This window comes from Rheinheimera riviphila (assembly GCF_004005945.1).
GTDB lineage: Bacteria > Pseudomonadota > Gammaproteobacteria > Enterobacterales > Alteromonadaceae > Pararheinheimera > Pararheinheimera riviphila.
Window position 1 is genome coordinate 42,556 of record NZ_SACS01000014.1, and the last position, 20,979, is coordinate 63,534.

The 20,979-nt window shown below is 48.2% G+C and carries 22 protein-coding genes and 1 other RNA gene; 13 read left to right on the forward strand and 10 right to left on the reverse strand.

Annotated features, from left to right (window positions below):
• Positions 1-116 precede the first annotated feature (116 nt).
• The 4 genes from EOE67_RS13170 to EOE67_RS13185 all read right to left on the reverse strand — a co-directional run bounded on the left by EOE67_RS13170 (position 117) and on the right by EOE67_RS13185 (position 2,804).
• The gene (locus EOE67_RS13170) at positions 117-1,454 is read right to left on the reverse strand and encodes a hemolysin family protein (protein WP_338069033.1); all 1,338 of its coding nucleotides are present in this window, start codon (positions 1,452-1,454) and stop codon (positions 117-119) included.
• A 129-nt stretch (positions 1,455-1,583) separates the two neighbouring features.
• On the reverse strand, positions 1,584-2,192 hold the full coding sequence (locus EOE67_RS13175) for a 5-formyltetrahydrofolate cyclo-ligase (RefSeq protein WP_240652814.1): 609 nt from the start codon (positions 2,190-2,192) through the stop codon (positions 1,584-1,586).
• Between the two features lie 128 nt (positions 2,193-2,320).
• A non-coding RNA gene (gene ssrS, locus EOE67_RS13180) (6S RNA) lies at positions 2,321-2,504 on the reverse strand.
• Positions 2,505-2,540: 36 nt separating this feature from the next.
• A complete protein-coding gene (locus tag EOE67_RS13185; RefSeq protein ID WP_127699649.1) occupies positions 2,541-2,804 on the reverse strand; it encodes a cell division protein ZapA in 264 nt (87 codons plus the stop codon).
• Positions 2,805-2,925: 121 nt separating this feature from the next.
• On the opposite strand from EOE67_RS13185, the gene EOE67_RS13190 reads away from it, so the two are divergent.
• The 7 genes from EOE67_RS13190 to gcvP all read left to right on the forward strand — a co-directional run bounded on the left by EOE67_RS13190 (position 2,926) and on the right by gcvP (position 12,544).
• Positions 2,926-3,504, forward strand: coding sequence for a UPF0149 family protein (locus EOE67_RS13190; protein ID WP_127699651.1), 579 nt, complete (start codon positions 2,926-2,928; stop codon positions 3,502-3,504).
• A gap of 70 nt (positions 3,505-3,574) precedes the next feature.
• Positions 3,575-4,879: a Xaa-Pro aminopeptidase gene (gene pepP, locus EOE67_RS13195; protein ID WP_127699653.1), complete on the forward strand. Its 1,305-nt coding sequence runs from the start codon at positions 3,575-3,577 to the stop codon at positions 4,877-4,879.
• A 37-nt stretch (positions 4,880-4,916) separates the two neighbouring features.
• Positions 4,917-6,263, forward strand: a complete 1,347-nt coding sequence (gene ubiH / locus EOE67_RS13200) for a 2-octaprenyl-6-methoxyphenyl hydroxylase (RefSeq protein WP_240652815.1) — start codon at positions 4,917-4,919, stop codon at positions 6,261-6,263.
• A 3-nt stretch (positions 6,264-6,266) separates the two neighbouring features.
• Positions 6,267-7,490 carry an FAD-dependent monooxygenase gene (locus EOE67_RS13205; protein ID WP_127699655.1) on the forward strand — a complete coding sequence of 408 codons (1,224 nt, stop codon included), beginning with the start codon at positions 6,267-6,269 and terminating at the stop codon, positions 7,488-7,490.
• Positions 7,491-7,891: 401 nt separating this feature from the next.
• The gene (gene gcvT / locus EOE67_RS13210) at positions 7,892-8,971 is read left to right on the forward strand and encodes a glycine cleavage system aminomethyltransferase GcvT (RefSeq protein WP_127699657.1); all 1,080 of its coding nucleotides are present in this window, start codon (positions 7,892-7,894) and stop codon (positions 8,969-8,971) included.
• Positions 8,972-9,064: 93 nt separating this feature from the next.
• Positions 9,065-9,451, forward strand: a complete 387-nt coding sequence (gene gcvH, locus EOE67_RS13215; protein WP_127699659.1) for a glycine cleavage system protein GcvH — start codon at positions 9,065-9,067, stop codon at positions 9,449-9,451.
• A 204-nt stretch (positions 9,452-9,655) separates the two neighbouring features.
• A complete protein-coding gene (gene gcvP / locus EOE67_RS13220) occupies positions 9,656-12,544 on the forward strand; it encodes an aminomethyl-transferring glycine dehydrogenase (protein ID WP_127699661.1) in 2,889 nt (962 codons plus the stop codon).
• 211 nt (positions 12,545-12,755) lie between these two features.
• Here gcvP and EOE67_RS13225 read toward each other — a convergent pair whose 3' ends face one another.
• Positions 12,756-13,727, reverse strand: coding sequence for an integron integrase (locus EOE67_RS13225; RefSeq protein ID WP_127699663.1), 972 nt, complete (start codon positions 13,725-13,727; stop codon positions 12,756-12,758).
• 241 nt (positions 13,728-13,968) lie between these two features.
• On the opposite strand from EOE67_RS13225, the gene EOE67_RS13230 reads away from it, so the two are divergent.
• Positions 13,969-14,577, forward strand: coding sequence for a GIY-YIG nuclease family protein (locus tag EOE67_RS13230; protein ID WP_127699665.1), 609 nt, complete (start codon positions 13,969-13,971; stop codon positions 14,575-14,577).
• A gap of 298 nt (positions 14,578-14,875) precedes the next feature.
• On the opposite strand, the gene EOE67_RS13235 is transcribed toward EOE67_RS13230, so the two are convergent.
• From EOE67_RS13235 to EOE67_RS13255, 5 genes are all read right to left on the reverse strand, one after another.
• Entirely contained in the window at positions 14,876-15,955 is a 1,080-nt protein-coding gene (locus EOE67_RS13235) for an IS91 family transposase (protein WP_206099588.1), read from the reverse strand.
• Positions 15,956-16,034: 79 nt separating this feature from the next.
• Complete coding sequence (locus EOE67_RS20995) at positions 16,035-16,280, reverse strand: tyrosine-type recombinase/integrase (RefSeq protein ID WP_276317444.1); 246 nt, start codon at positions 16,278-16,280, stop codon at positions 16,035-16,037.
• Between the two features lie 64 nt (positions 16,281-16,344).
• A complete protein-coding gene (locus EOE67_RS21000; RefSeq protein WP_127699670.1) occupies positions 16,345-17,019 on the reverse strand; it encodes a site-specific integrase in 675 nt (224 codons plus the stop codon).
• Between the two features lie 211 nt (positions 17,020-17,230).
• Positions 17,231-17,530 (reverse strand): type II toxin-antitoxin system RelE/ParE family toxin, encoded by a 300-nt coding sequence (locus tag EOE67_RS13250; RefSeq protein WP_127699672.1) that lies wholly within the window; start codon positions 17,528-17,530, stop codon positions 17,231-17,233.
• A complete protein-coding gene (locus tag EOE67_RS13255) occupies positions 17,527-17,769 on the reverse strand; it encodes a type II toxin-antitoxin system ParD family antitoxin (RefSeq protein ID WP_127699674.1) in 243 nt (80 codons plus the stop codon). The genes EOE67_RS13250 and EOE67_RS13255 overlap by 4 nt, the downstream gene beginning before the upstream one ends.
• Positions 17,770-18,636: 867 nt before the next feature.
• Between EOE67_RS13255 and EOE67_RS13260 the strand changes: the two genes are divergently transcribed.
• The 5 genes from EOE67_RS13260 to EOE67_RS13280 all read left to right on the forward strand — a co-directional run bounded on the left by EOE67_RS13260 (position 18,637) and on the right by EOE67_RS13280 (position 20,963).
• Positions 18,637-18,900, forward strand: a complete 264-nt coding sequence (locus tag EOE67_RS13260) for a hypothetical protein (protein ID WP_127699676.1) — start codon at positions 18,637-18,639, stop codon at positions 18,898-18,900.
• A gap of 105 nt (positions 18,901-19,005) precedes the next feature.
• Positions 19,006-19,482 (forward strand): ASCH domain-containing protein, encoded by a 477-nt coding sequence (locus EOE67_RS13265; protein ID WP_164852330.1) that lies wholly within the window; start codon positions 19,006-19,008, stop codon positions 19,480-19,482.
• Between the two features lie 62 nt (positions 19,483-19,544).
• The gene (locus tag EOE67_RS13270) at positions 19,545-19,967 is read left to right on the forward strand and encodes a VOC family protein (RefSeq protein WP_127699680.1); all 423 of its coding nucleotides are present in this window, start codon (positions 19,545-19,547) and stop codon (positions 19,965-19,967) included.
• Positions 19,968-20,127: 160 nt separating this feature from the next.
• On the forward strand, positions 20,128-20,541 hold the full coding sequence (locus tag EOE67_RS13275) for a DUF1801 domain-containing protein (RefSeq protein WP_127699683.1): 414 nt from the start codon (positions 20,128-20,130) through the stop codon (positions 20,539-20,541).
• 8 nt (positions 20,542-20,549) lie between these two features.
• Positions 20,550-20,963, forward strand: a complete 414-nt coding sequence (locus EOE67_RS13280; RefSeq protein ID WP_127699685.1) for a DUF5655 domain-containing protein — start codon at positions 20,550-20,552, stop codon at positions 20,961-20,963.
• The last annotated feature ends 16 nt before the right edge of the window (positions 20,964-20,979 follow it).

Sequence of the window (20,979 nt, forward strand, 5' to 3'; positions counted from 1 at the left end):
GAAAAAGCCGCCTTAAAGGCGGCTGATAAACTGCGGTGAACTGTCGGATTAAAGCGGCAAAAGCCGAGCTCTTGTAACAAAGTATAACCGGGTGTCTCTAATTTAGATCCAGTCGTTTAACCCGACTTTTCGCTGTCGTTGTCCAGCTCGCCGTCATCCATAGGCTCGGGATCTTTAATCGCCAGCACTTTATCAATCCGTTTGCCGTCCATATCAATAATTTCCAGCGACCAGACGCCCACTTTAACCTTGTCGGCGGTTTGCGGCATTTTGCCGAGCAGCAGCATGATCAGGCCGTTTAAGGTCTGGTACCGGTTGCTTTCTTCTTCAGGTAACTTGTTGATATGCAGTGCATCTTTAAGATCGATCACCGGCAATAAGCCGTCCAGCAATAATGAGCCGTCTTCGCGCATGATTACCATCATATCTTCGCCGCTGTCCGGGGTGAATTCGCCGGTTAAAGCTTCCATCAAATCCAGCAGCGTGACTAAACCTTTTAAATCGCCATATTCATCAACCACAAACACCATCTGGCTGCCGGAAGTACGGAAATGTTCCAGCAATTCCATACCAGTTAAACTGTCTGGCACAAAGTTACAAGGATGGGCTAGCGCAGTTAAATCGGTCAGATTGCCAGTGACTGATTGCACCAGTAATTGTTTGGTGGATACCACGCCAATCAGCTCGTCGGCATTGCCACGACAAACCGGGAAGCGCGAATGAGGTGATAACGTCAGTAATTTCAGATTTTCTTCAATCGAATGTTCAACATCTAAAAACACGATGTCCGAGCGTGGCACCATCAATGAAGAAATGCTGCGCTCGTCAAGGCGGAACACGTTCTTCACCATGGTGTGTTCGTTGTGTTCAATCACGCCGGAGCTGGACCCTTCCTGCAATAAAGCATGGATATCCTCGTGAGTGACATTAGAGTTCTGGTTTTGCGAAAAACCAAATACCCGCATTAAAGTGTGGGTGGAGCCTGATAACAACCAGACAAAAGGTTTGGTCAGTAGCGCCAGTAATAACATCGGTTTTGCCATCACACAGGCAATGGATTCGGCGCTGATTTGGCCAATCCGTTTTGGCACCAGCTCACCGACCACGATGGAGACATAAGTCACCACAATAACTACCAGCACTGTGGCTAAAATTGAACTGAATGCGACTGACATGCCAAAGCTTTGCAACCAGATCGCAAAAGGGCCGGCTAAGATGGCTTCACCGAAAATACCGTTTAAAATACCAATGGAAGTGATACCAATCTGTACTGTCGATAAAAACTGGGTTGGATCTTCGGCCAATTTCAGCGCGATGGCGGCAGAGGATTTGCCGTTGTGCGCAAGCGCGGTCAATCTTGATTTTCGGGCGGTGACAATTGCAATTTCTGACATGGCAAAAATGCCGTTAAGCAGAATTAAACTTACGAGGATCAGGATTTCCATACAAACCATTTTGTGACTGCGAAGTGGCGAGTATATCAAAAAGTTTGTTGGTTACCAGTGCTTAGCAGCGCTTTTAGGCGCCAAAACAACGATGATTTAGCGGCTTTACCTGCACAAATTGTGTGAAATAGCCCGGTTTTAGCGCGAAAATGCCAGCGGTGTCACCACTTGCTCAGGCGTCACCACTAAATTTAGCGGCACATCCCAGGATTCAACCGGCACTTGCTCCACTTGCTGACACTGATGGGCTAAACCAACCAATAACGGCGCTGGCTGGCAAAATACCGCGTTGGCCAAAGTGCGATCATAAAACCCACCGCCCATGCCCATTCGATTACCCTGTTTGTCAAAGGCCACCAGCGGTAAGCCAATCATCTCTATTTCCGGCAATGCTTTTAACTGCGTTGGGTCAAGTTCGGGTTCCAGGATGCCAAATTTGTTGCTGATCATTGGCGTGTCGGGGCGGTACTGCTGAAACACTAAAAAACCTGGTTTGTGTGGGTGCAGAATTGGCAGATAAACCGATTTCTTTTGTTGCCAGAGCGACTTAATCAGTGGGTCAGTATCCAGTTCACCATCGTTGGACAGGTACAGCGCAATATGTTGCAGCTTGGTCAGTTGGGGCTGGGTGCTAAATTGCCGGACTAAATCGATAGCTGCCTGTTGTTGTTGCTCAGCGCTTAACCCCTGACGGCGTTGGCGGATTAATTGGCGAAGTTGATTACGTTTGGTACTGATATCGGACAACGGCAAACTCCAGCTGCAGGGTTGCATAAAATGCTGATAGCAGATTCGAAATAAGCCATCATCAAGTTTTTAATATAAATAAGATACGAATATAAAGCAGAGGATAAAACAAAAAACAGTGCAGGTAAGTGTTCTCGAGGTTGCCGTGTCAAACGTTAGCCTCGAACCATAGGTTCAAGGCGGAAGTCAGATCAGCACCGCAGGCTTCCCGATACGAGCCGGGCTTGCACAATAGTGCTGGAAAAGAATTCCTATGTATAAACAATTATCGGCTCGGGGACATCGGCTTGATCACAAACAACCCAGAGAACGGGGTAAGTATATCACCGGAATAACCAGCGGGAACCCTTATTCTGCGTTCTTTTTCAGTTCCAGGATCTCATTGCACAAATTTAACGCAATCATCAGTAACACGTCTTCGGCACCATGGACGCCTGGTTGATAACGGGTTTTGCCGACACGTTCTTCTAATTCCAGCATGGCATTTTGCAGCTTTTCTTCCTGACCGGCCGGACAGGCAATTTTCATATGGCGGCCTAACACCGAAACCGTCAGTTGTTTTTGTTTTGGTTTGGCGGGTTGTTGTTCTGGGTTTTTCTTTTTCGGGTACATAATGGCCTTCAATCTTAAAACGAATAGGGTTCAGGTTTTGCTCAGACAGTCGCGGTTGACTTGGCGCTGCCGGGCTCTGGTGATAGCATAGTGAGCATCTTTATTGTCATGGCAACCTTCAATGAATTCTCAACTGCTTAATTACGATCACTGGACCAGTCAACTTGATCAAAATTCGGTGATGGCGTCAGCTGCCGAGTTACATGGTTTGATTGCTGGCATGCTCAGCGCCGGAGTACCGGCGGATTCGGCGACGATTTTACCAGTATTGTACGACTTCTTAAACGATGGACAGGCGCTCAATGCACAATTAAAACTGTCCATTGAACAATTAATCGGCGAAACCGCCAAGCAACTCGCTGATGAAGACTACAGTTTGCAATTATTAGTTCCGACCGACGACGATGCGATGCCGGAACGCCTCGAAGCTTTAGTCGAATGGGCACAATCGTTTTTGGTTGGTTTTGCCATTCAGCAAACTGATTTATCTCTGGTGTCGGCTGATGTCCGCGATGCTATCGAACAGTTATCGGAAGTGACCCATATTGATATTTACACTGAAGATGATGCCAGCGAAGCAGAAAATGAAGAGTCTTATTATCTGGTATTGGAACATGTACGTTTGATGGTGCTGACTTGTTTTAACGAAGTCGGCCAGAAATTCACCATCAGCGAAGTGGCTTCAAAAACTTTGCATTAAGTGGTTTTTCAAGTGGTTATTTAAGCAATTTTTTCAGTTTGAACACCGCATTTTAGTCCGGAGTGAGTTAATGTCCGTTGCCCATTTTGCTTCGCGCCGCGCCCGTCTGGCGGCCAGTTTACCGTTAAATTCAGTGCTGTTAGTGCCAGCGGCTGCAGAAATTACCCGTAGCCGCGATACCGAGTTTGCCTTTCGGCAGGACAGTGACTTTACCTACTTAACCGGTTTTCCTGAGCCTGATGCCCTGTTAATGATCCAAAAAACTGCATCCGGCGACATCATCGAATTACTGCTGTGCCGGGCCAAAGATCAAATGGCTGAAATCTGGCAAGGCCGGCGGTTTGGCCCAGAACAGGCGGCTTTGCAATTTGGTTTGCCCGCCATTGCCAATACTGCGCTGGATACTGAGTTACTCAATGCCGTAAACCAAAAAACTACCTTGGTTTATGCGCAGGGGACTTATCCGGAATTTGATGTGCTGGTGAGCAGCACTTTGGCGACGCTGCGCAAATACCCAAAACGCGGTTATGCCGCGCCGACGCAAATCCTTGATTTACGGCCAGTGATTGCCGAACTGCGGTTATTTAAAGACGAAGCCGAAGTGGCGTTGATGCGCCAAGCCGGTTTAATCAGTGCCGAAGCGCATGCGAAAGCGATGCAAGTCTGCAAGCCAGGCATGTGGGAATATCAGTTAGAGGCAACCATTCGCCATCATTTTGGCATGCAAGGCGCGCGCGAATGTGGCTATAACACGATTGTCGGTGGCGGCGAAAACGGCTGTATTTTGCATTACACCGACAACAATGCGCAGCTTCAAGACGGCGATTTAGTGCTGATTGACGCTGGTTGCGAGTTACAAGGCTACAGCGCCGATATCACCCGTACTTTTCCGGTCAACGGTAAATTCAGCGCTGAGCAAGCAGCGATCTATCAGGTCGTTCTTAACGCGCAATATGCCGCTTGTGCTGCGGTAAAACCGGGTAATAGCAGCAAAGATACGCTGGCAGCTGCTATTTTTGAGCTCACTAAAGGTTTGTTAGAACTAGGTATTTTAACCGGTGCGTTGGAGACGTTAATCACTGAACTCGCCTGTAAAAAGTATTTTATCCACGGCCTCGGCCATTGGCTCGGACTCGACGTACATGATGTTGGCGCTTATAAAGTTAACGATGTCGAACGTCCCTTTGAACCCGGTATGGTGCTGACGATTGAACCTGGTTTATATATTCCAACCGGCTCCGATTGCGATCCGAAATGGTGGGGCCTCGCGGTACGAATTGAAGACGACTTGCTGGTGACTACAGCAGGGCATCTGAATCTGACCGAAACTGTGCCGAAAGAAATCAGCGCCATCGAACAGTTGATGGCCGGATAAGCCGATGGTGTCTCATCGATAACCTAAAGGAAGTGCTGTGAATTCAGGCGGGCAGAATTTTGACTTGGTGATTGCCGGTGGTGGTATGACTGGCGCTATGTTGGCGCAGGTTTTGCTGTCGCAACACCCGTCGTTGCGGCTGGCCATTGTTGAACAAGTAGCCGAACCTGGCACGGATCAATCGACCAAGGCGCCAGCCAATAGCTTTGACAGCCGCAGCATTGCCTTGGCCGCGGGCAGTGTTGAATTGCTGCAGCAATGGGGCTTATGGTCGGAAATCGCGGCAAACGCTTGTGCCATCCAGCAAATTCAGGTGTCGGATCGCGGTCATTTTGGCAAAACTTATTTAAACGCGGCGGAATTTAACCGGCAAAGCCTGGGACAAGTGCTGGAAATTGAATGGCTCGGCGCTTTGTTATACCCCAAATTAGAAAAATTTAGCGCGCAAGGCCGTTTGCATTGGTTTAGACCGGATCGCATCCATAACCTGCAAACCAGCCCAGAGCAGCAAATTTTGCAGCTGCAAAGTGGCGTCGAAATTACTGCCAAACTGCTGATTATCTGTGAAGGTGGTGATTCTCCAACCCGGCAACTGGCGGGGATGGAGTTGACCCAGCAGCCTTATAGCCAAGCGGCACTTATTAGCAATGTCGGGCTGGCTGAGACGCATCAACACATTGCTTTTGAACGTTTTACTGCAGATGGCCCAATTGCCTTATTGCCATTAACCAAGCAGCGTTATTCACTGGTCTGGACCTTGCCGCCACAGCAAGCACAGCAAATACTACAACTGCCAGACGAGCAATTTTTACAGCAATTACAACAAGCTTTTGGCTATAGAGCCGGCGTGTTTCAAAAGGTTGGTCAGCGGCAATTATATCCGCTTACGCTTAAGTACAGCGCTGAACCTTCCAGACATCGGGTGCTGCTTTGCGGTAATAGTTTGCATAACTTGCATCCGATCGCCGGGCAGGGATTTAATCTGGCGCTGCGTGATATCGCTGCTATTACTGGCCTGATCGCGACACAATTAACTTCGGATAAACCCGCCGATGTTGGCTGTTATGCCGTGACCCGAGCTTATCAGCAGCTGCGCCAACCCGATATCAGCCAGGTGATCCAATTTACCGATACACTGGTGCGGCTGTTTTCCAATAACAGTCGTTTAATAGCCTTGGGGCGCAGCCTCGGTTTAACGGCGTTGATGAACTGCCCAGAACTTAAAACCAAGTTCGCCAAGCAAAGCATGGGGTTAAGCCCAATTTTACGGCAACAGCAACAACTAGAGTCATTGTTGTTGTCGGGCAATCCAGCAGCAAGCAAATCAGTCACAACCAATCCAATCACAACCAATCTCTCAGCAAAACAAAAGGCGGCGCCATAACGCATGCAAACTTCAGATGTAGTGATCGTAGGCGGCGGTAGTGCCGGTCTGACTTTAGCTTTGTTACTGGCAACCGGTGAACACAGCCAGCATTTATCTATTCAGCTCCTCGATCAAGGCCCAGCACCGTTGCCACAACAAGCTCATTTTCAGCGGGTTAGTGCGCTGAATCTGGCATCAAAAAGGTTGTTGGAAAAATTGGCGGTGTGGCCGCAACTGACGGCCAATCCAGCCTATCAGCGGATGGAAGTGTGGGAAGCCGATAGCTTTGCCAGGATTCAGTTTGATGCGGCTGAACTTGGTCACGATGCACTGGGGTTTATTGTTGATAACGAACAATTGCGGCAGCAGTTGTATGCGCGGGTGCAACAGTTGCCGCAAATCAACTGCCGCTTTGCGGTAAAAATTAAAGAGATCAATGCCGGCGACGAGCAAAATCTGCTGCAGCTGGCCGATGGTCAAATGCTGCTGGCAAAGTTGCTAGTCGGCGCCGATGGTGCCAATTCGTTTGTCCGCCAACAATTGCAATTGCCGATTGCGTTTTGGGATTACGAGCAACATGCGCTGGTTGCGACTATCCGCACCGTTGAGTCCCATCAACAAACGGCGCGCCAAGTGTTTTTACCGACCGGGCCATTAGCGCTGCTGCCGCTGGCCGACCCACATCTATGTTCGATTGTCTGGAGCACCAGTCCAGAACAAGCAGCCACCTTATTAGCACTCGATACGCCAAGTTTTAACCAACAGCTCACTGCCGCCAGCAATGCCGTGCTCGGCGTGGCGGAATTGGTTGGAGATAGGGCGGTTTATCCGCTGACCATGCGCTACGCTAAACAATGGTTTCGCCAGCAAACGGTGTTGGTGGCCGATGCTGCGCATACCATTCATCCATTGGCCGGGCAGGGCATGAACCTGGGGCTGATGGACGTTGCTGCATTAGCAGAACTAATCAATCGACAATTGGCCGGTCATTTGCCGCTGGCAGAACACCGTATGTTACGCCAGTACGAACGCTGGCGAAAAAGTGAAGCACAACAAATGATTGCAGCGATGGAGCTGTTTAAACGCGGCTTTGGTAGCCAGTTGAAACTACCGAAGCTGGTCAGAGCTGTCGGGATGAATTTAACCAATCAACTGCCATTGCTGAAGGAAAAAATCATGGCTGCTGCACTTGGCAACAGTGGCGACTTGCCGCAGCTGGCAAGGCCTGACGTCATAAAACTTTAATGCCAAAACGATAATATAAGGTATACAAAGCGCCATTTTGAGTTGTAGTCGCATTATTAAATCTAATGAAAATGGGGCTGTTTGCAGCTGAACCCATCGGCTATAATCCGCGCCATCTTTTAGCGATACCCGTAATGATGCTGTGGAATTCAGCAAAATTGCCGGGCAGAAGCCGCAGTGATATTTACCCAAAAGCATTGAAGATGCGGGTAGGCGCCGAGTGAGTGAGTCCCCAGGAGCATAGCTGTCTATGTGACTGGGGCGAACGAGCGAAGGCAACAACCCCGCGTCTTCAAGGATGAAGGGTAAAAGTGGCATGCTGTCAGACAAGCTGGAACTGCAGTACCTTTACTACCCTATGACAATAGCTGGTGCCCACATCAGCGCAGAGGATGGTACAGATGGCTCAACAAACTGTGTTAATTGGCAAACATCTCGAAGCTGGCGCTAAAGTCGTCGATTTCCATGGCTGGGATATGCCACTGCATTACGGCTCTCAAATTGAAGAACATCACGCGGTCCGCACCGATGCTGGCATGTTCGACGTTTCTCACATGACCATTGTTGACCTGACCGGCGAGCGCACCCGCGAATTCCTGCGTTATTTAGTCGCCAACGACGTTGCCAAATTAACCACACCAGGTAAAGCGCTGTACACCGGCATGCTAAACGAAGCTGGTGGCGTGATTGACGATTTAATCGTTTATTTCATGACTGAAAACTTCTTCCGCTTAGTGGTGAATTCTGCCACCCGCGAAAAAGACCTCGCCTGGATCAACGCCCAGGCCAAAGCCTTTGACGTTACTGTCACCGAGCGTCCTGAATTTGCGATGATCGCAGTACAGGGCCCGAACGCCAAAGCCAAAGTGGCTACCTTATTATCCGATGAGCAAAAAACTGCTGTTGCTGGCATGAAGCCATTTTTTGGCGTGCAAGCCGGTAATTTGTTTATCGCCACCACTGGTTACACCGGTGAAGATGGTTACGAAATTTCTCTGCCAAACGGCGCTGCCGCTGATTTCTGGCAACAACTGCTGGATGCCGGTGTTAAACCTGCTGGTTTAGGCGCTCGTGACACATTGCGCTTAGAAGCGGGTATGAACCTGTACGGCCAGGATATGGACGAAACGGTATCACCACTGGCTGCTAACATGGGCTGGACCATCGCGTGGGAACCAAGCGACCGTAACTTTATTGGCCGTAGCGCGCTGGAAGCACAACGTGCGGCTGGTACTTTCAAGCTGGTTGGTCTGGTGATGGAGCAAAAAGGTGTGCTGCGTCATGGTCAAAAAGTGCTTGTTGCTGGCGGCGAAGGCGAAATTACTTCAGGTACTTTCTCGCCAACCCTGGGTTACAGTATTGCGATGGCCCGTGTACCGGCTTCGACTGGCGACACAGCAGAAGTGGATATCCGTGGTAAATTAGTGCCGGTACAGGTGGTGAAACCGTCATTTGTACGTATGGGCAAAAAAGTCATCTAAACTAGCTTTGCATTGGCCGGTGTCTTTTGCAAAACGCCGGAACCGGCCAAAAACAACAAATATTAAATAGCGAATAAGGTCTGAGGAACAAACATGAGCACTATCCCACAAGAATTAAAATACGCATCATCACACGAATGGGTTCGCAGCGAAGGTAACGGCGTTTACACCGTTGGCATCACAGAACACGCGCAAGACCTGTTAGGCGATATGGTGTTTGTTGAATTGCCAGACGTGGGTGACACTGTTGCTCAGGGCGACGATGTTGCTGTTGCTGAATCAGTAAAAGCCGCTTCTGATATTTACGCGCCAATTTCAGGCGAAATCATTGCCGTCAACGACGCGCTGAACGATTCTCCGGAAACAGTAAACAGCGCGCCATTTGGTGATGGCTGGATGTTCCAGATCAAAGCATCTGACGAAGCCGAACTGGCTGGTTTATTAGATGCTGCCGGTTACGCCGCTTCTATCGCCGAATAAATTTGAAAAATGAACGAAGCCCCGCCAACCAGCGGGGTTTTGTTTTATCCCCGTGATCAAAGACTATGGGGATCCCCGAAAGGGTAAAAGCGTTTTAGTAGTTAAATTAGTAATGGTTTGGGCTAAGTCGATTTTAGTCGCGTATTGATAAAGTCTGCAGCGCCAAACCGTTGCCCCCGTTAAGCTTTTTAGGAAATTCCAGGCATGACCACTTCTGTGAAAACCCTGTCGCAACTTGCGAATCAAACTGATTTTATCGCCCGTCATATCGGCCCGAACGCTACTGAAACTGCCTCCATGCTTTCTGAGCTGGGTGTCAGCAGTGTCGAAGAGCTGATTGCTCAGACCGTACCTGCCGGTATTCGTCTGACTACGCCTCTGGCAACCGGCGAAGCGACCACAGAAGCGGATGCGCTGGCGTACTTAAAAGCCGCGGCCAGCAAAAATAAAATGTTTACCTCTTACATCGGTATGGGTTACCACCCAACGCATACGCCGAATGTCATTCTGCGTAACGTGCTGGAAAACCCGGGCTGGTACACCGCGTACACACCTTACCAGCCGGAAATTGCTCAGGGCCGCTTAGAAGCGCTGCTGAATTTCCAACAGGTTTCATTAGATTTAACCGGTATGGAACTGGCTTCTGCCTCCTTGCTGGACGAAGCGACCGCCGCTGCCGAAGCAATGGCGCTGGCCAAACGTGTTACCAAGAACAAATCAAACACTTATTTCATCGCCGATGACGTACATCCACAAACTATTGATGTGGTTCGCACCCGTGCTGAAATGTTTGGTTTTGAAACTATCGTAGGCTCTGCGGCTGATGCAGTGAATCACGATGTATTTGGTGCGCTTATTCAATACCCGTCAACCACCGGTGAAGTGCGCAACGATGCCCAGCTAATTGCTGATTTAAAAGCGAAAAAAGCTATTGTTGCAGTAGCAACTGATCCAATGGCGCTGTTGCTGTTAACCTCACCTGGTGAATTAGGTGCTGACGTGGTGCTGGGCTCAGCGCAGCGTTTTGGTGTGCCAATGGCTTTTGGTGGCCCTCACTCAGCGTTTTTCGCCACCCGTGATGATTACAAACGCTCCATGCCAGGCCGCATTATCGGTGTGTCAAAAGACCGTCGTGGTAATCAGGCACTGCGGATGGCGATGCAAACGCGCGAGCAACATATCCGCCGCGAAAAAGCCAACTCCAACATCTGTACTGCACAAGTATTACTGGCCAATATGGCGTCGTTTTACTGTGTGTACCATGGCCCGCAAGGATTGAAAAATATCGCCGAGCGGATCCATCGTTCAGCTGACATCTTCGCAGCTGGCTTAACTGCCAAAGGCGTGGCGCTGAAGCACAACAGCTGGTTTGACACTGTGACTTTTGCTGTTGCCAATCGTAGCGAAGTGGTAGCCCGTGCATTAGCTGCTGGCGTGAACTTCCGTACCGATTTAGCCGATACTTTAGGCGTTAGCTTCCACGAGCAAACTTCTGCGGCTGATATTGCCAAGCTGTTTGATGTAGTTTTCGGTACCGGTCACGGTTTAGATGTAGCAGCCCTGGACGGTGCTATTGTTGCCAAAGGTTCAAACTCTATCCCAGCTGATTTAGTGCGGACGTCGAAGTACTTAACGCACCCGGTATTTAACCAGTATCACAGTGAAACTGAGATGCTGCGTTATATCAAAAAGCTGGAAAACAAAGACTTAGCTTTAAACCACGCGATGATTTCATTAGGTTCTTGCACCATGAAATTAAACGCCACTGCCGAGATGATCCCGGTGACCTGGCCAGAATTTGCGTCGTTACACCCGTTCGTGCCAAAAGATCAGGCCGAAGGTTATTACCAGATGATCGGCGAACTGGCTGATTGGTTAGTAGACATCACCGGTTACGACCAAATGTCGATGCAGCCAAACTCTGGCGCACAAGGCGAATACGCTGGTTTAATTGCTATCCGTAAGTACCATGAAAGCCGTGGTGATTCACACCGCAACATCTGCTTAATTCCGGTGTCGGCGCACGGTACCAACCCGGCGACAGCAGCGATGGCGAGCTTTGAAGTGGTGCTGGTGGATTGTGATAAATCCGGCAACATCGATATGGCTGATTTAAAAGCCAAAGCCGAAGCGGTTTCTGACAAATTAGCTGCCATTATGGTGACTTACCCGTCAACGCACGGTGTGTTTGAAGAATCAATTCGCGAACTGTGTGACGTTATTCACGCACACGGCGGCCAGGTTTATATGGATGGCGCGAACATGAACGCCCAGGTTGGCGTGACGTCACCAGGCTTTATCGGTGCTGACGTATCGCACTTAAACCTGCACAAAACTTTCTGTATTCCACACGGCGGTGGCGGCCCGGGTATGGGTCCAATCGGCGTCAAAAAACAGTTGGCTCCGTTCCTGCCAAACCACGCTGTCGTGAAAATTGCTGGTACTGGCGCGGATAACGGCGCAGTTTCGGCCGCACCATTTGGTAGCGCTGGCATTCTGCCAATCAGCTGGATGTACATCAAAATGATGGGCGCTGACGGTTTACGTCAAGCCACTGAAATGGCGATTTTAAACGCCAATTACATGGCAGCCAAGCTGGATCCGATGTTCCCGGTATTGTACAAAGGTGCCAACGGCCGCGTGGCGCACGAGTGTATTATCGACATGCGTCCATTAAAAGAAGCCACTGGCGTGACCGAAATGGACATCGCCAAACGCTTAATGGACTACGGTTTCCACGCACCGACTATGTCGTTCCCGGTTGCCGGCACGTTGATGATTGAACCCACTGAATCTGAAGCCAAAGTGGAAATGGACAAGTTTATCGAAGCGATGACTGCTATTCGTGCTGAAATCGCCCGGGTTGAAGCAGGCGAGTGGACCGCAGACAACAGCCCGCTGCACTTTGCACCACATACCATGGCCGATATTTTCGATGCCAACTGGGATCGCGTTTACGACCGTCAATACGCCGCATTCCCGGCGCAATACGTCGCCGACAACAAGTTCTGGCCAACCGTTTCACGGATTGATGACGTTTATGGGGACAGGAATTTAATGTGTGCTTGTCCTAGCCCGGAAGATTATCGTTAATAAAATCAACTGCTTATAAGTATTTATTGATATTCTTAGGTATAGTTGAAAGTCAAAACCGGCGCCAGCAATAGCGCCGGTTTTTTTATCGGTAAATATACCAGAGCGGTATACAAAATAATTCCGTAGGCTCGAATTGTAGGTTCGATAAGCGAAGCGCCATCGAACAAACGCGCATCAATAAAAATCGTCACTGAACATCTGTTTTTTGTCACGTTTGCAACAACAAAGACAAAGGGCTCTTCACTGCATTCCCACCACGCTGCAACACATGGGTATAAATTTGAGTGGTTTTTACATCACTATGGCCAAGCTGCTCCTGAACAGTGCGGATATCGACACCGGCTTCTAAAAGATGCGTTGCGAAGGAGTGACGCAAAGTATGGCAAGTGACATTTTTTTGGATCTTTGCTAAATAAGCAGCTGATTTAATGGCGCGGCGCAAGGTGGTTTCATCAAGATGATGTCGGCGGATTAGACGCGATTCTGGATCTTGACTCAATTGGTAAGAAGGAAACAAATACTGCCAGGCTAATGACTTTGGTGCGGCCGGGTATTTGCGCGCCAGGGCAAAAGGCAACCAGACGCCGGCATAATCGGGGTTGAGCAGATCGGCTTGAAAATACTCATCAACCTTTTTGATCTGTGCGCGCAGGGCGGGGATAAGCTCAGGTGCCAGCGTCACCCGCCTGTTCTTATTGCCCTTGCCTTGCCAGACCATCACTGACAGATAGTCAAAATCGATATCTTTCACTCGCAGTCGCACCGCTTCCATTAATCGCAAGCCACTGCCATAGAGAAGTTGCGCCAGTAATTTGTAACGCGGATCGATGCCGAATAAAAGTTGCTGCACCTCAAGCCGGGTGAGTACCACCGGTAATTTTTGTGGCGTGCGGGCTTTATTAAAATCGAGTTGAATGGTTAGAGGTCTACGCAAAATATGCCGGTATAAAAAGACTAATGCATTCAGAGCAGTGGCTTGAGTTTTAACTGCCACCTGACGGTCGTTCGCCAGAAAAGACAGAAAACGTTCCACATCGGCATCACCTAAATCGGCAGGATGTTGTTTTTTATGAAATAAAATAAAAAACTTAATCCAATACAAATAGGTTTCAATAGTGCGTTTGGCGTAGCGCTGTAACATCATCCGCTCGCGGACAAAATCTAAAAATGGAGAAGCCATAATACACCTGCAATCAACTGTTGTTATATACAGTAGTTTAACTGAGTTTTTTTGCCACCGTCTCGCGGGCACGAAACCGTTGTTGAGCTGGGTTGATTTGGTTTACTTGGGTGGAAGTGGTTGATTTTATGTGGGTTAAAGGTTAACTTCTTTTGAGTAAAATTCATGAAAGAATGCAGCAGAATTTGCGTCTTGCGGGTTTTGTCCATTTTATTAAGTTGTTAGCCTTGAAGGAGATTTCGTGACAGATTATGTGAGCTTTTATGACCTAGCGAAACGTTTGGGTGTTTCGTATGACACGGTGCGCCGGACGATCTCCAAATTTGGAGATCAATTAGGTACTACGGTTAAAAAGCTAAAAATTCAAGGTAGCAAAGGTGCGCTCACGCAGTGTGTCGCTGAAGAAGAGGCAAATACGTTTGTTGCCTTTTTTGAAAACAAATCAAAAAGCGAAGAAATAGGTGGCGGTGAGGAAAATGAGTTTTCTTTTCGTCGGTTTGGATATTTTTACATTATCCAAGTAATCCCGGAACTAATGCCTAACAGAGTTAAAATTGGCTTCACCGATAATCTTGATCAACGCCTTAGAGAGCATCAGACATCTGCCCCTACAGCAAAATTTGTGAAGTATTGGGAATGTAAGCGCTCATGGGATCAGGCGGTCATGGACAGTATCACTAGAGAAAATTGTTCACTTGTCATGAACGAGGTTTATGAAGGTGATGTTGCGTCATTCATTCAACGTGCAGATGCCTTTTTTTCCATGATGCCAAATAGCTCAACAGAAATACCTCTTGCAGAAAGCTCTCCTTTACGGCAAGAGCCCGATTCTGGGCATGATCAAGGCTAATAAACAAGGATAGGTCGCGCGCAGCCGCGATTTAATCCTGTTGTTGGACAAGCCCGGTGTTTGGGTGATCAGCTTATATAGTAGATATATCGATGGTCGCCTCTGTGGCTTTTGCGGCGCTGGACAGTCGTATTAAATTTGGGCCAAGTCAGGTCATGATCGCCTGTTTTGCCAACCGCAATCTGGGTCCTGCTTTTATATTTCTATCTTGCCGTTATTCACCTCCTGGTTGAGAGTTTTTCATTTCGGGCGAAGCGCATCCTGTGCTCTGGCGCATTCCATTCCTTAGATCGTTCACTCAGTTCGTTCGTTTGAGCTCTGCCGTTTGTTTTGCTATTGAGGCTGCGCTACACCAGATTATTTGCAGCGGGCCTTGGCAACATGGGCAACACTTTTTGCTCAGTTGCCGGCTGGGTGGTGGTGATAACCGAACTTTGAGCAGTAATTGAATACGCAATAAGGTACGTTTGGCATTGCCATGTAAAAAACCATAGTCGCGGGTTCGCCGAAATCCTTTGGGTAAAACATGCTGTAGCACCCGCCATAAAAAATCGACGGCAGGCTCGGTGATGCGTTGATATTGCTTCGTGGTGCTGTTTTTGTACCCGAACGTCACCATGCCTTGTTGATAAGACAGGATGTTGTTTTCACTAATCACCCCGCGGTACAAATAGCGTGCAAGGTAGGTTAAGGCGCTTTGGCCACTGCCGACATGTTCACAATCGGCATTCCATTTCTGAGGGCATGGGTCGGGTAAGTGATAACCGGCCTGCTTCAGCGCATGAATACACTTGGCACGAAACACCTTGGCTAAGTTATCGGGGTTGAACAGGTATTTACCGGGCTTCTGCCGCCATATTTTATGTCGCGGGTTTAAACAACCTGCAGGCACAATCAGATGCACATGCGGATGATAATCCAGGTTACGGGCATGGGTATGCAGCACGGCGGTGAAACCAGCATTACCTTGTAGCTTTTTATCGCGCATAAAAAAGGCTTGCAAGGTGGCCATAGCGCAATCAAATAGCGCTTTGTAAGCCCAGCACTGGTGATGCCAGATAAAGGGGCGCAGTTGCCGCGGTACCGTAAAGGTCACCAGATAATAGTGAACCGGCAACAGTTTTTGTTGTTGCCGGGCAAGCCAGTCACTGTTGGCATTATGTTGGCAAGCCGGACAAAAACGGTCGCCACAAGAGCAATACTGCACGGTATCCCGCTGGCAACCCTGACAATGGCTGTGGATCTCACCACATTGTGGGGTATGGCAAGCAAGAATATGCGTAATAGCGCTGTGGTGCACGGCGTGCATCCGGGCGCCATAGTCGCGGATCAGGTTCGACTGTTGCTCGCGTAAAATGGTGGCTAAGCTACTCATCATCATCAGCCTCCGTAGCCCTAGCGTCAGCCCACTGAATGTGCAGGAGGCTGAGCATGTCATTAATCATCAATGCACTATTTTATGAAATACATCCCTGTATTTCATCCTTCGGACCATCCTGCGGATGTTCAAAATGGCTCCAGGCCATTTTGTGCGTCACTTCCTCAGTCATTCTGGTATAGCGTGCGGTGGTGATGGGGCTGGCATGACCTAAATGTGTTTGAATGGCACGCAAACTAACGCCCCGTTGCAACAAGTGGGTGGCGAAGGAATGCCTTAAGGTATGCACATGCACGTTTTTGCTAATACCACATTGTTTTGCCACGATTTTAATAGCTTTTTATTCGTGCTTTCCCTGCGCTCACCCCTTCGGGGCCAGCCTTCGGCTGTTAAAAATCATTCCAGATGATTTTTTGGACTCCACCTTTATCCATCACCATAGGTTTACCGTCACGAAAGTGAGGTGCTTTGCCGCCGGGAAACAACAGGGTGGGATGACGATGGGTCGCCCAATAACGACGCAGTGCCGCTAAGGTGCTTTGCGGCAAGGGCACAAAACGGTCTTTTTTGCTTTTAGTAAAGCGCAAATGTACCCGCATCAGGTGACTGTCAATATCAGCAATCGTGAGATTGAGAGTTTCACTCAGGCGCAGCCCCAAGCTGTAAGTCACCCAATAATAGGTTTGATAACGCAATTCCCGGGTGGCATTGATAATGGCAGCGACTTCGGAGGGCGAGAGCACATCTTGCAGTGGTTGCACCACCGGTGGCTTCACAATCGGGATCCAATCCCAGGGTTTATTCAGCACATGACGGTAAAAAAACTGGATGGCGTTCCGGGCAATTTTAACGGCGCTCCAGGATTTGGTTGCAACCAATTTCAGGAAATAACCTTTAAGTTCAGCGGCGGTGAGCGCATCGGGGCAGGTATCAAAAAACAGAGAAATTTGCCGCAGGTAGCGGCTATACATATCAACGGTTTTCGGACTTTTCCCTTGCAAGGTTAACGCATTAAGATATTCTTGATACAAATTGTTAAATCGGGTTTGGTCGTTGATGTTCATGACAGCACTCCTCAGATTACCTTCATCATTGAAGGGCAAAAGAAGTACAGTTGAAGATCATCTCTGCCGCAGAGCGGCTTCGTCCAACAAGGCGTTGCAGCACCGTTACGGCTTCGCCTCCACTGGACAGTTTGTAAGTCGCGCTTATGTGGTTTTGCTTCGCAAAAGTATTCCACAACGCGCAACTCACAAACTGCCGCTGAACTTAGCGTTATGTGCCAAGTATCGGATTAACATCCATACTCTTATGAAGAATACGGATGATTTTAATTTGTTGACTTCCGATCTGTTGATAAAAGATGACGTGGCTGCCTTGAGGGAATTTACGATATCCGATTCTGATTCCATCGCATGTTTTACCGATATCGGGGTTTTCTGCTAAAAGCCAAAATGAATCATCAAATTGTTTTAAATAGATATTTCGTTGCTCTTTTCCCCAGCGACGCTGGGTAAATAACGCGATATCTCGTAAATCGGCTTTAGCAGCAACAGTGAGATTAAATGGCTTCATCGAGCGTTTTCATTATCAAGCTCATTGATAAAGCTATCGAGATCATATTCTGCGTCACCGCTTTGTTCGCCTTCGACAAGTAGTTGACGAAGTGAGTTAAGTTTGGTTTCTTGGTTTTCGAGTAAGCGTAGCGCTGAGCGAATGACTTCACTCGCTGAGCCGTAACGCCCACTTTGGATCTGGCTTGCAATAAAGCCCTCAAAGTGTTCTCCAATAGTTATGCTTGTGTTCTTGGCCATGTGTAGTTCTCCGAATACCAAAAAATACCTAATTATGGTATTAAGTGGGATTGAGAGCAAGGCGCATCACAAACAAATTTTATCGCCAGCAAACAGCACTAAATTTGGGCGTTATGCATAGCGGAAGGGAATCAGCTTTATGACTGAAGAAAAGATCAAATCTATCGTTCACCAATACAGAAGAAAATCTGCAGCGTGTTTGCTCGTATTCCTTGGTTTTGCGATATTTGCAAATTGGTTTTTAGTTAATTCAAAAATAGATTGTCATTTTGAACTTGGTCTCGAATATACCCGTCATCCTTGAAGATTCGGGGTTGTTGGCCGCCTTCACTCACCCCAGTCACATAGGACAACTATGCTCCTGGGGATTCGTTCAGTTGCCGCCTACCCGAATCTTCAATGATTTTGGGTATATACCTCAGGCGATCAAGGATTTATTTGGGGAATAGTGATTTTGGGTCTAAATATTGTTTTACTACTTTTCTTTTATTCATTAGAGAAAATTTTACTGTGTTTATATAAAGAACACAGCGCTTAAATTATGCATAACAATCGCCAGAACAAAGCTTAGCGTTAAATTCATGGAGTGAAAATGAAAAATGTATGGATAGCTATAGCCTTTTAATCAATGGTCTTGTCTTCTTGTGGTGGTTCTGAGGGGGGGGCGGCTAATAAAGAGTTAACAAGCGACTTTCAATAAAAATCATCCAATACATCTTGAGAGAAAGAATTCTCTGCTTACAATAAATTGCGAGTGACGAGTTAAAAGATGCATGGGATGTCAAAATTAAGCTAAGTATAGATTATTCGCTGAAATCCACTTATCGAACAGAGTATTTTCATCCAAACGATACGGGATGTAATTCAATGATGTTCGATGCTATGGATATCTCGAAATTTGATATTAGAGGTCAAATAATAAGTGATGAGAGTATTGAAACTTATGTTCTAAATGAAACTTTTACTTATAATTCAGGTGGTCGAGATACCCCTCCGAATTACACTTTAGTATACATTGATAGTGAAAAATTATATTTTGGACAAAAATCTGCTAAAAGTTCTGGAAAAACATCTGAAACAAGGCATTCTTCTATTTCCCTTGATAATTATTTCAGGAAAATTATAAAGTAAAACCCTAACAAGGATGCACAGTCGCCGAATGCAAAAAGCTGTATTGGTCTGGGCATTGCGATCGCCCGGCCTGTGTGGCCGGCGTCATGCTACCGGGAGATGACTATGCACCGATCAATAAAACTTATGTGGGACAACTACCTTGCGTGTCAGTCTCAACCATCACAATACCCGGTTGATGCGCCACAAGCCTGGCATTTCTGCGACAACGAGGCCGATGCTCATGAGTGTGCTCAGTTGGTCTTGAGCGGCACTAAGCGCGCAACATCACCATCGTTGTGGTTTTTTGAGAGTAGCGGTGAGGCTCTGCCCCATGAAGGTGATCTGAATATTGTGACGGACTGGAACGGTAAGGCAGTGTGTATTATCCGCACCACCAAAGTGCAGATCCTTCCGTTCAACGAGATCACTGTGCACCATGCAGGAATTGAAGGTGAGGGGGACGGAACGCTTGATTGGTGGCGCAAGGTTCATTGGGACTATTACCATCACGAGCTCCAAGGGACTGGCTATGAGCCTCAGCCTGACATGCCGGTTGTCTTTCAAGAGTTTGAGTGCATTTTTCCGGCAGACGCGGTTTAGCCTTCACTGCGTGCATATGGGCGGGATCAGATTTTCAGAAAAGCAAAAAGGATATTCCCGGCATGAGCTTATCATTTCATCTCAACTTCAACGGCCAGTGTGAGGAAGCGTTTCACTTCTACGCCGATCACCTTGGCGGCAGCATTGGCACCATGTTGCGGCTGAAAGATTCTCCGGTCCCGCTATCTCGTCTGACTGCAGATGCGGGTGCTGAAGATCGTGGGCAACAAATTTTGCACGCCAATATCTGCATCGAGGGTGTTGAAATTGCCGGTGCGGATGTTGCCCCGGATCAATACCAAACACCTACCGGCTTTTGTGTGTTGCTTGGTGTTGATTCAAAAGCCAGAGTCGAAGCTATTTTTAATGCGCTGCAAGCGGGTGGTCAGGTGATCCTGGCGCCGCAGCAGACCTTTTGGTCACCTTGTTACGCCATTGTGGTTGACCGGTTTGGCGTGCCGTGGAAGATTAATTGTGTGGCCTGATGTTTCAGCCACCGCTGTCCGGCTGCGGTTGTCTTTTTTTCCAGCTTCCAGTTTTGAGCTAGGATTATCCAACGGTGTGCCAGCATTTGAATATTATCTTTTCGCCAAAGGGGTTCTCACGAACTGCCAATGCGTTTAAAAAGTGGTGAAGGAGCCTTCGATGCCAGAAAATAAAACCAAAGCCACCGATGCCAGCATTGATGCCTACATCGCCTCACGCGCCAATGTGCAGCAGGCTGCGGATTGTCAGGTGTTGCTGGCGCTGCTGGAAAGGCTAACCCAACAACCACCGAAGATGTGGGGTCCCAGTATTGTCGGTTTTGACTCCTACCGGTACACCTACGACAGCGGCCGCAGTGGCGAGGCACCGCTGGCAGGCTTTGCGATCCGTGGTCGCGAGCTGGTGGTTTATCTGAGTTGTGAGAATGACGACGAGCCGTTGTTTGCCAGGCTCGGTAAGCACAAGATGAGTAAATCCTGCTTGTACTTTAAACAACTGGCCGACCTTGATATGGCCGTGTTGGAGCAGTTGATTGTGAATTCGATGCAAAGTGTCAAACGGCGATACGGGTAACCCGCCAAATGACTCCGTCACAGTGGCAGTGTCCACAATGCAGCCGGGAGTTTAGCCGCAAAAATCAGCGGCACGCCTGTGATGCGGGCAATTCTGCGGACGTCATTCGGGATCGGCCGCAATCGGTGGTCGAGGTTTATCAGGCGATTGCCGACTTTGTGAACAAACTTGGCAAAGTTGAAACTATTGCCAAAGATCGCTATGTGCTGTTTCGTAGCGTGCGCATATTTGCTGATCTATCAATCATGAAAGACGTGGTGCGGGTGGCGATCCATATTGGACGGAGGATCGATAATCCGATCTTTATCAAGGTCGTTGACGATGGCCGGCAATTTACCCATGTGGCTAAAATTGGCAGCCTGCATGAACTGAAAGAAATAGAAACACTGCTTAGCGAAGCCTATGAGTTTTCGTTATTTTAAGTTTGCGTTATCTTAA

Excerpts from the sequence above, each read along its gene's own strand:
- EOE67_RS13185 (WP_127699649.1), bottom strand. The coding sequence starts at position 2,804 with ATGTACCCGAAAAAGAAAAACCCAGAACAACAACCCGCCAAACCAAAA.
- EOE67_RS13235 (WP_206099588.1), bottom strand. The coding sequence starts at position 15,955 with ATGATGAGTAGCTTAGCCACCATTTTACGCGAGCAACAGTCGAACCTG.
- gcvP (WP_127699661.1), top strand. The coding sequence starts at position 9,656 with ATGACCACTTCTGTGAAAACCCTGTCGCAACTTGCGAATCAAACTGAT.
- EOE67_RS13260 (WP_127699676.1), top strand. The coding sequence starts at position 18,637 with ATGATGTTCGATGCTATGGATATCTCGAAATTTGATATTAGAGGTCAA.
- EOE67_RS13225 (WP_127699663.1), bottom strand. The coding sequence starts at position 13,727 with ATGGCTTCTCCATTTTTAGATTTTGTCCGCGAGCGGATGATGTTACAG.
- EOE67_RS13170 (WP_338069033.1), bottom strand. The coding sequence starts at position 1,454 with ATGGTTTGTATGGAAATCCTGATCCTCGTAAGTTTAATTCTGCTTAAC.
- EOE67_RS13280 (WP_127699685.1), top strand. The coding sequence starts at position 20,550 with ATGACTCCGTCACAGTGGCAGTGTCCACAATGCAGCCGGGAGTTTAGC.
- EOE67_RS13265 (WP_164852330.1), top strand. The coding sequence starts at position 19,006 with ATGCACCGATCAATAAAACTTATGTGGGACAACTACCTTGCGTGTCAG.
- EOE67_RS13205 (WP_127699655.1), top strand. The coding sequence starts at position 6,267 with ATGCAAACTTCAGATGTAGTGATCGTAGGCGGCGGTAGTGCCGGTCTG.
- EOE67_RS13255 (WP_127699674.1), bottom strand. The coding sequence starts at position 17,769 with ATGGCCAAGAACACAAGCATAACTATTGGAGAACACTTTGAGGGCTTT.
- pepP (WP_127699653.1), top strand. The coding sequence starts at position 3,575 with ATGTCCGTTGCCCATTTTGCTTCGCGCCGCGCCCGTCTGGCGGCCAGT.
- gcvH (WP_127699659.1), top strand. The coding sequence starts at position 9,065 with ATGAGCACTATCCCACAAGAATTAAAATACGCATCATCACACGAATGG.
- EOE67_RS13275 (WP_127699683.1), top strand. The coding sequence starts at position 20,128 with ATGCCAGAAAATAAAACCAAAGCCACCGATGCCAGCATTGATGCCTAC.
- EOE67_RS13190 (WP_127699651.1), top strand. The coding sequence starts at position 2,926 with ATGAATTCTCAACTGCTTAATTACGATCACTGGACCAGTCAACTTGAT.
- EOE67_RS21000 (WP_127699670.1), bottom strand. The coding sequence starts at position 17,019 with ATGAACATCAACGACCAAACCCGATTTAACAATTTGTATCAAGAATAT.
- EOE67_RS13270 (WP_127699680.1), top strand. The coding sequence starts at position 19,545 with ATGAGCTTATCATTTCATCTCAACTTCAACGGCCAGTGTGAGGAAGCG.
- gcvT (WP_127699657.1), top strand. The coding sequence starts at position 7,892 with ATGGCTCAACAAACTGTGTTAATTGGCAAACATCTCGAAGCTGGCGCT.
- EOE67_RS13250 (WP_127699672.1), bottom strand. The coding sequence starts at position 17,530 with ATGAAGCCATTTAATCTCACTGTTGCTGCTAAAGCCGATTTACGAGAT.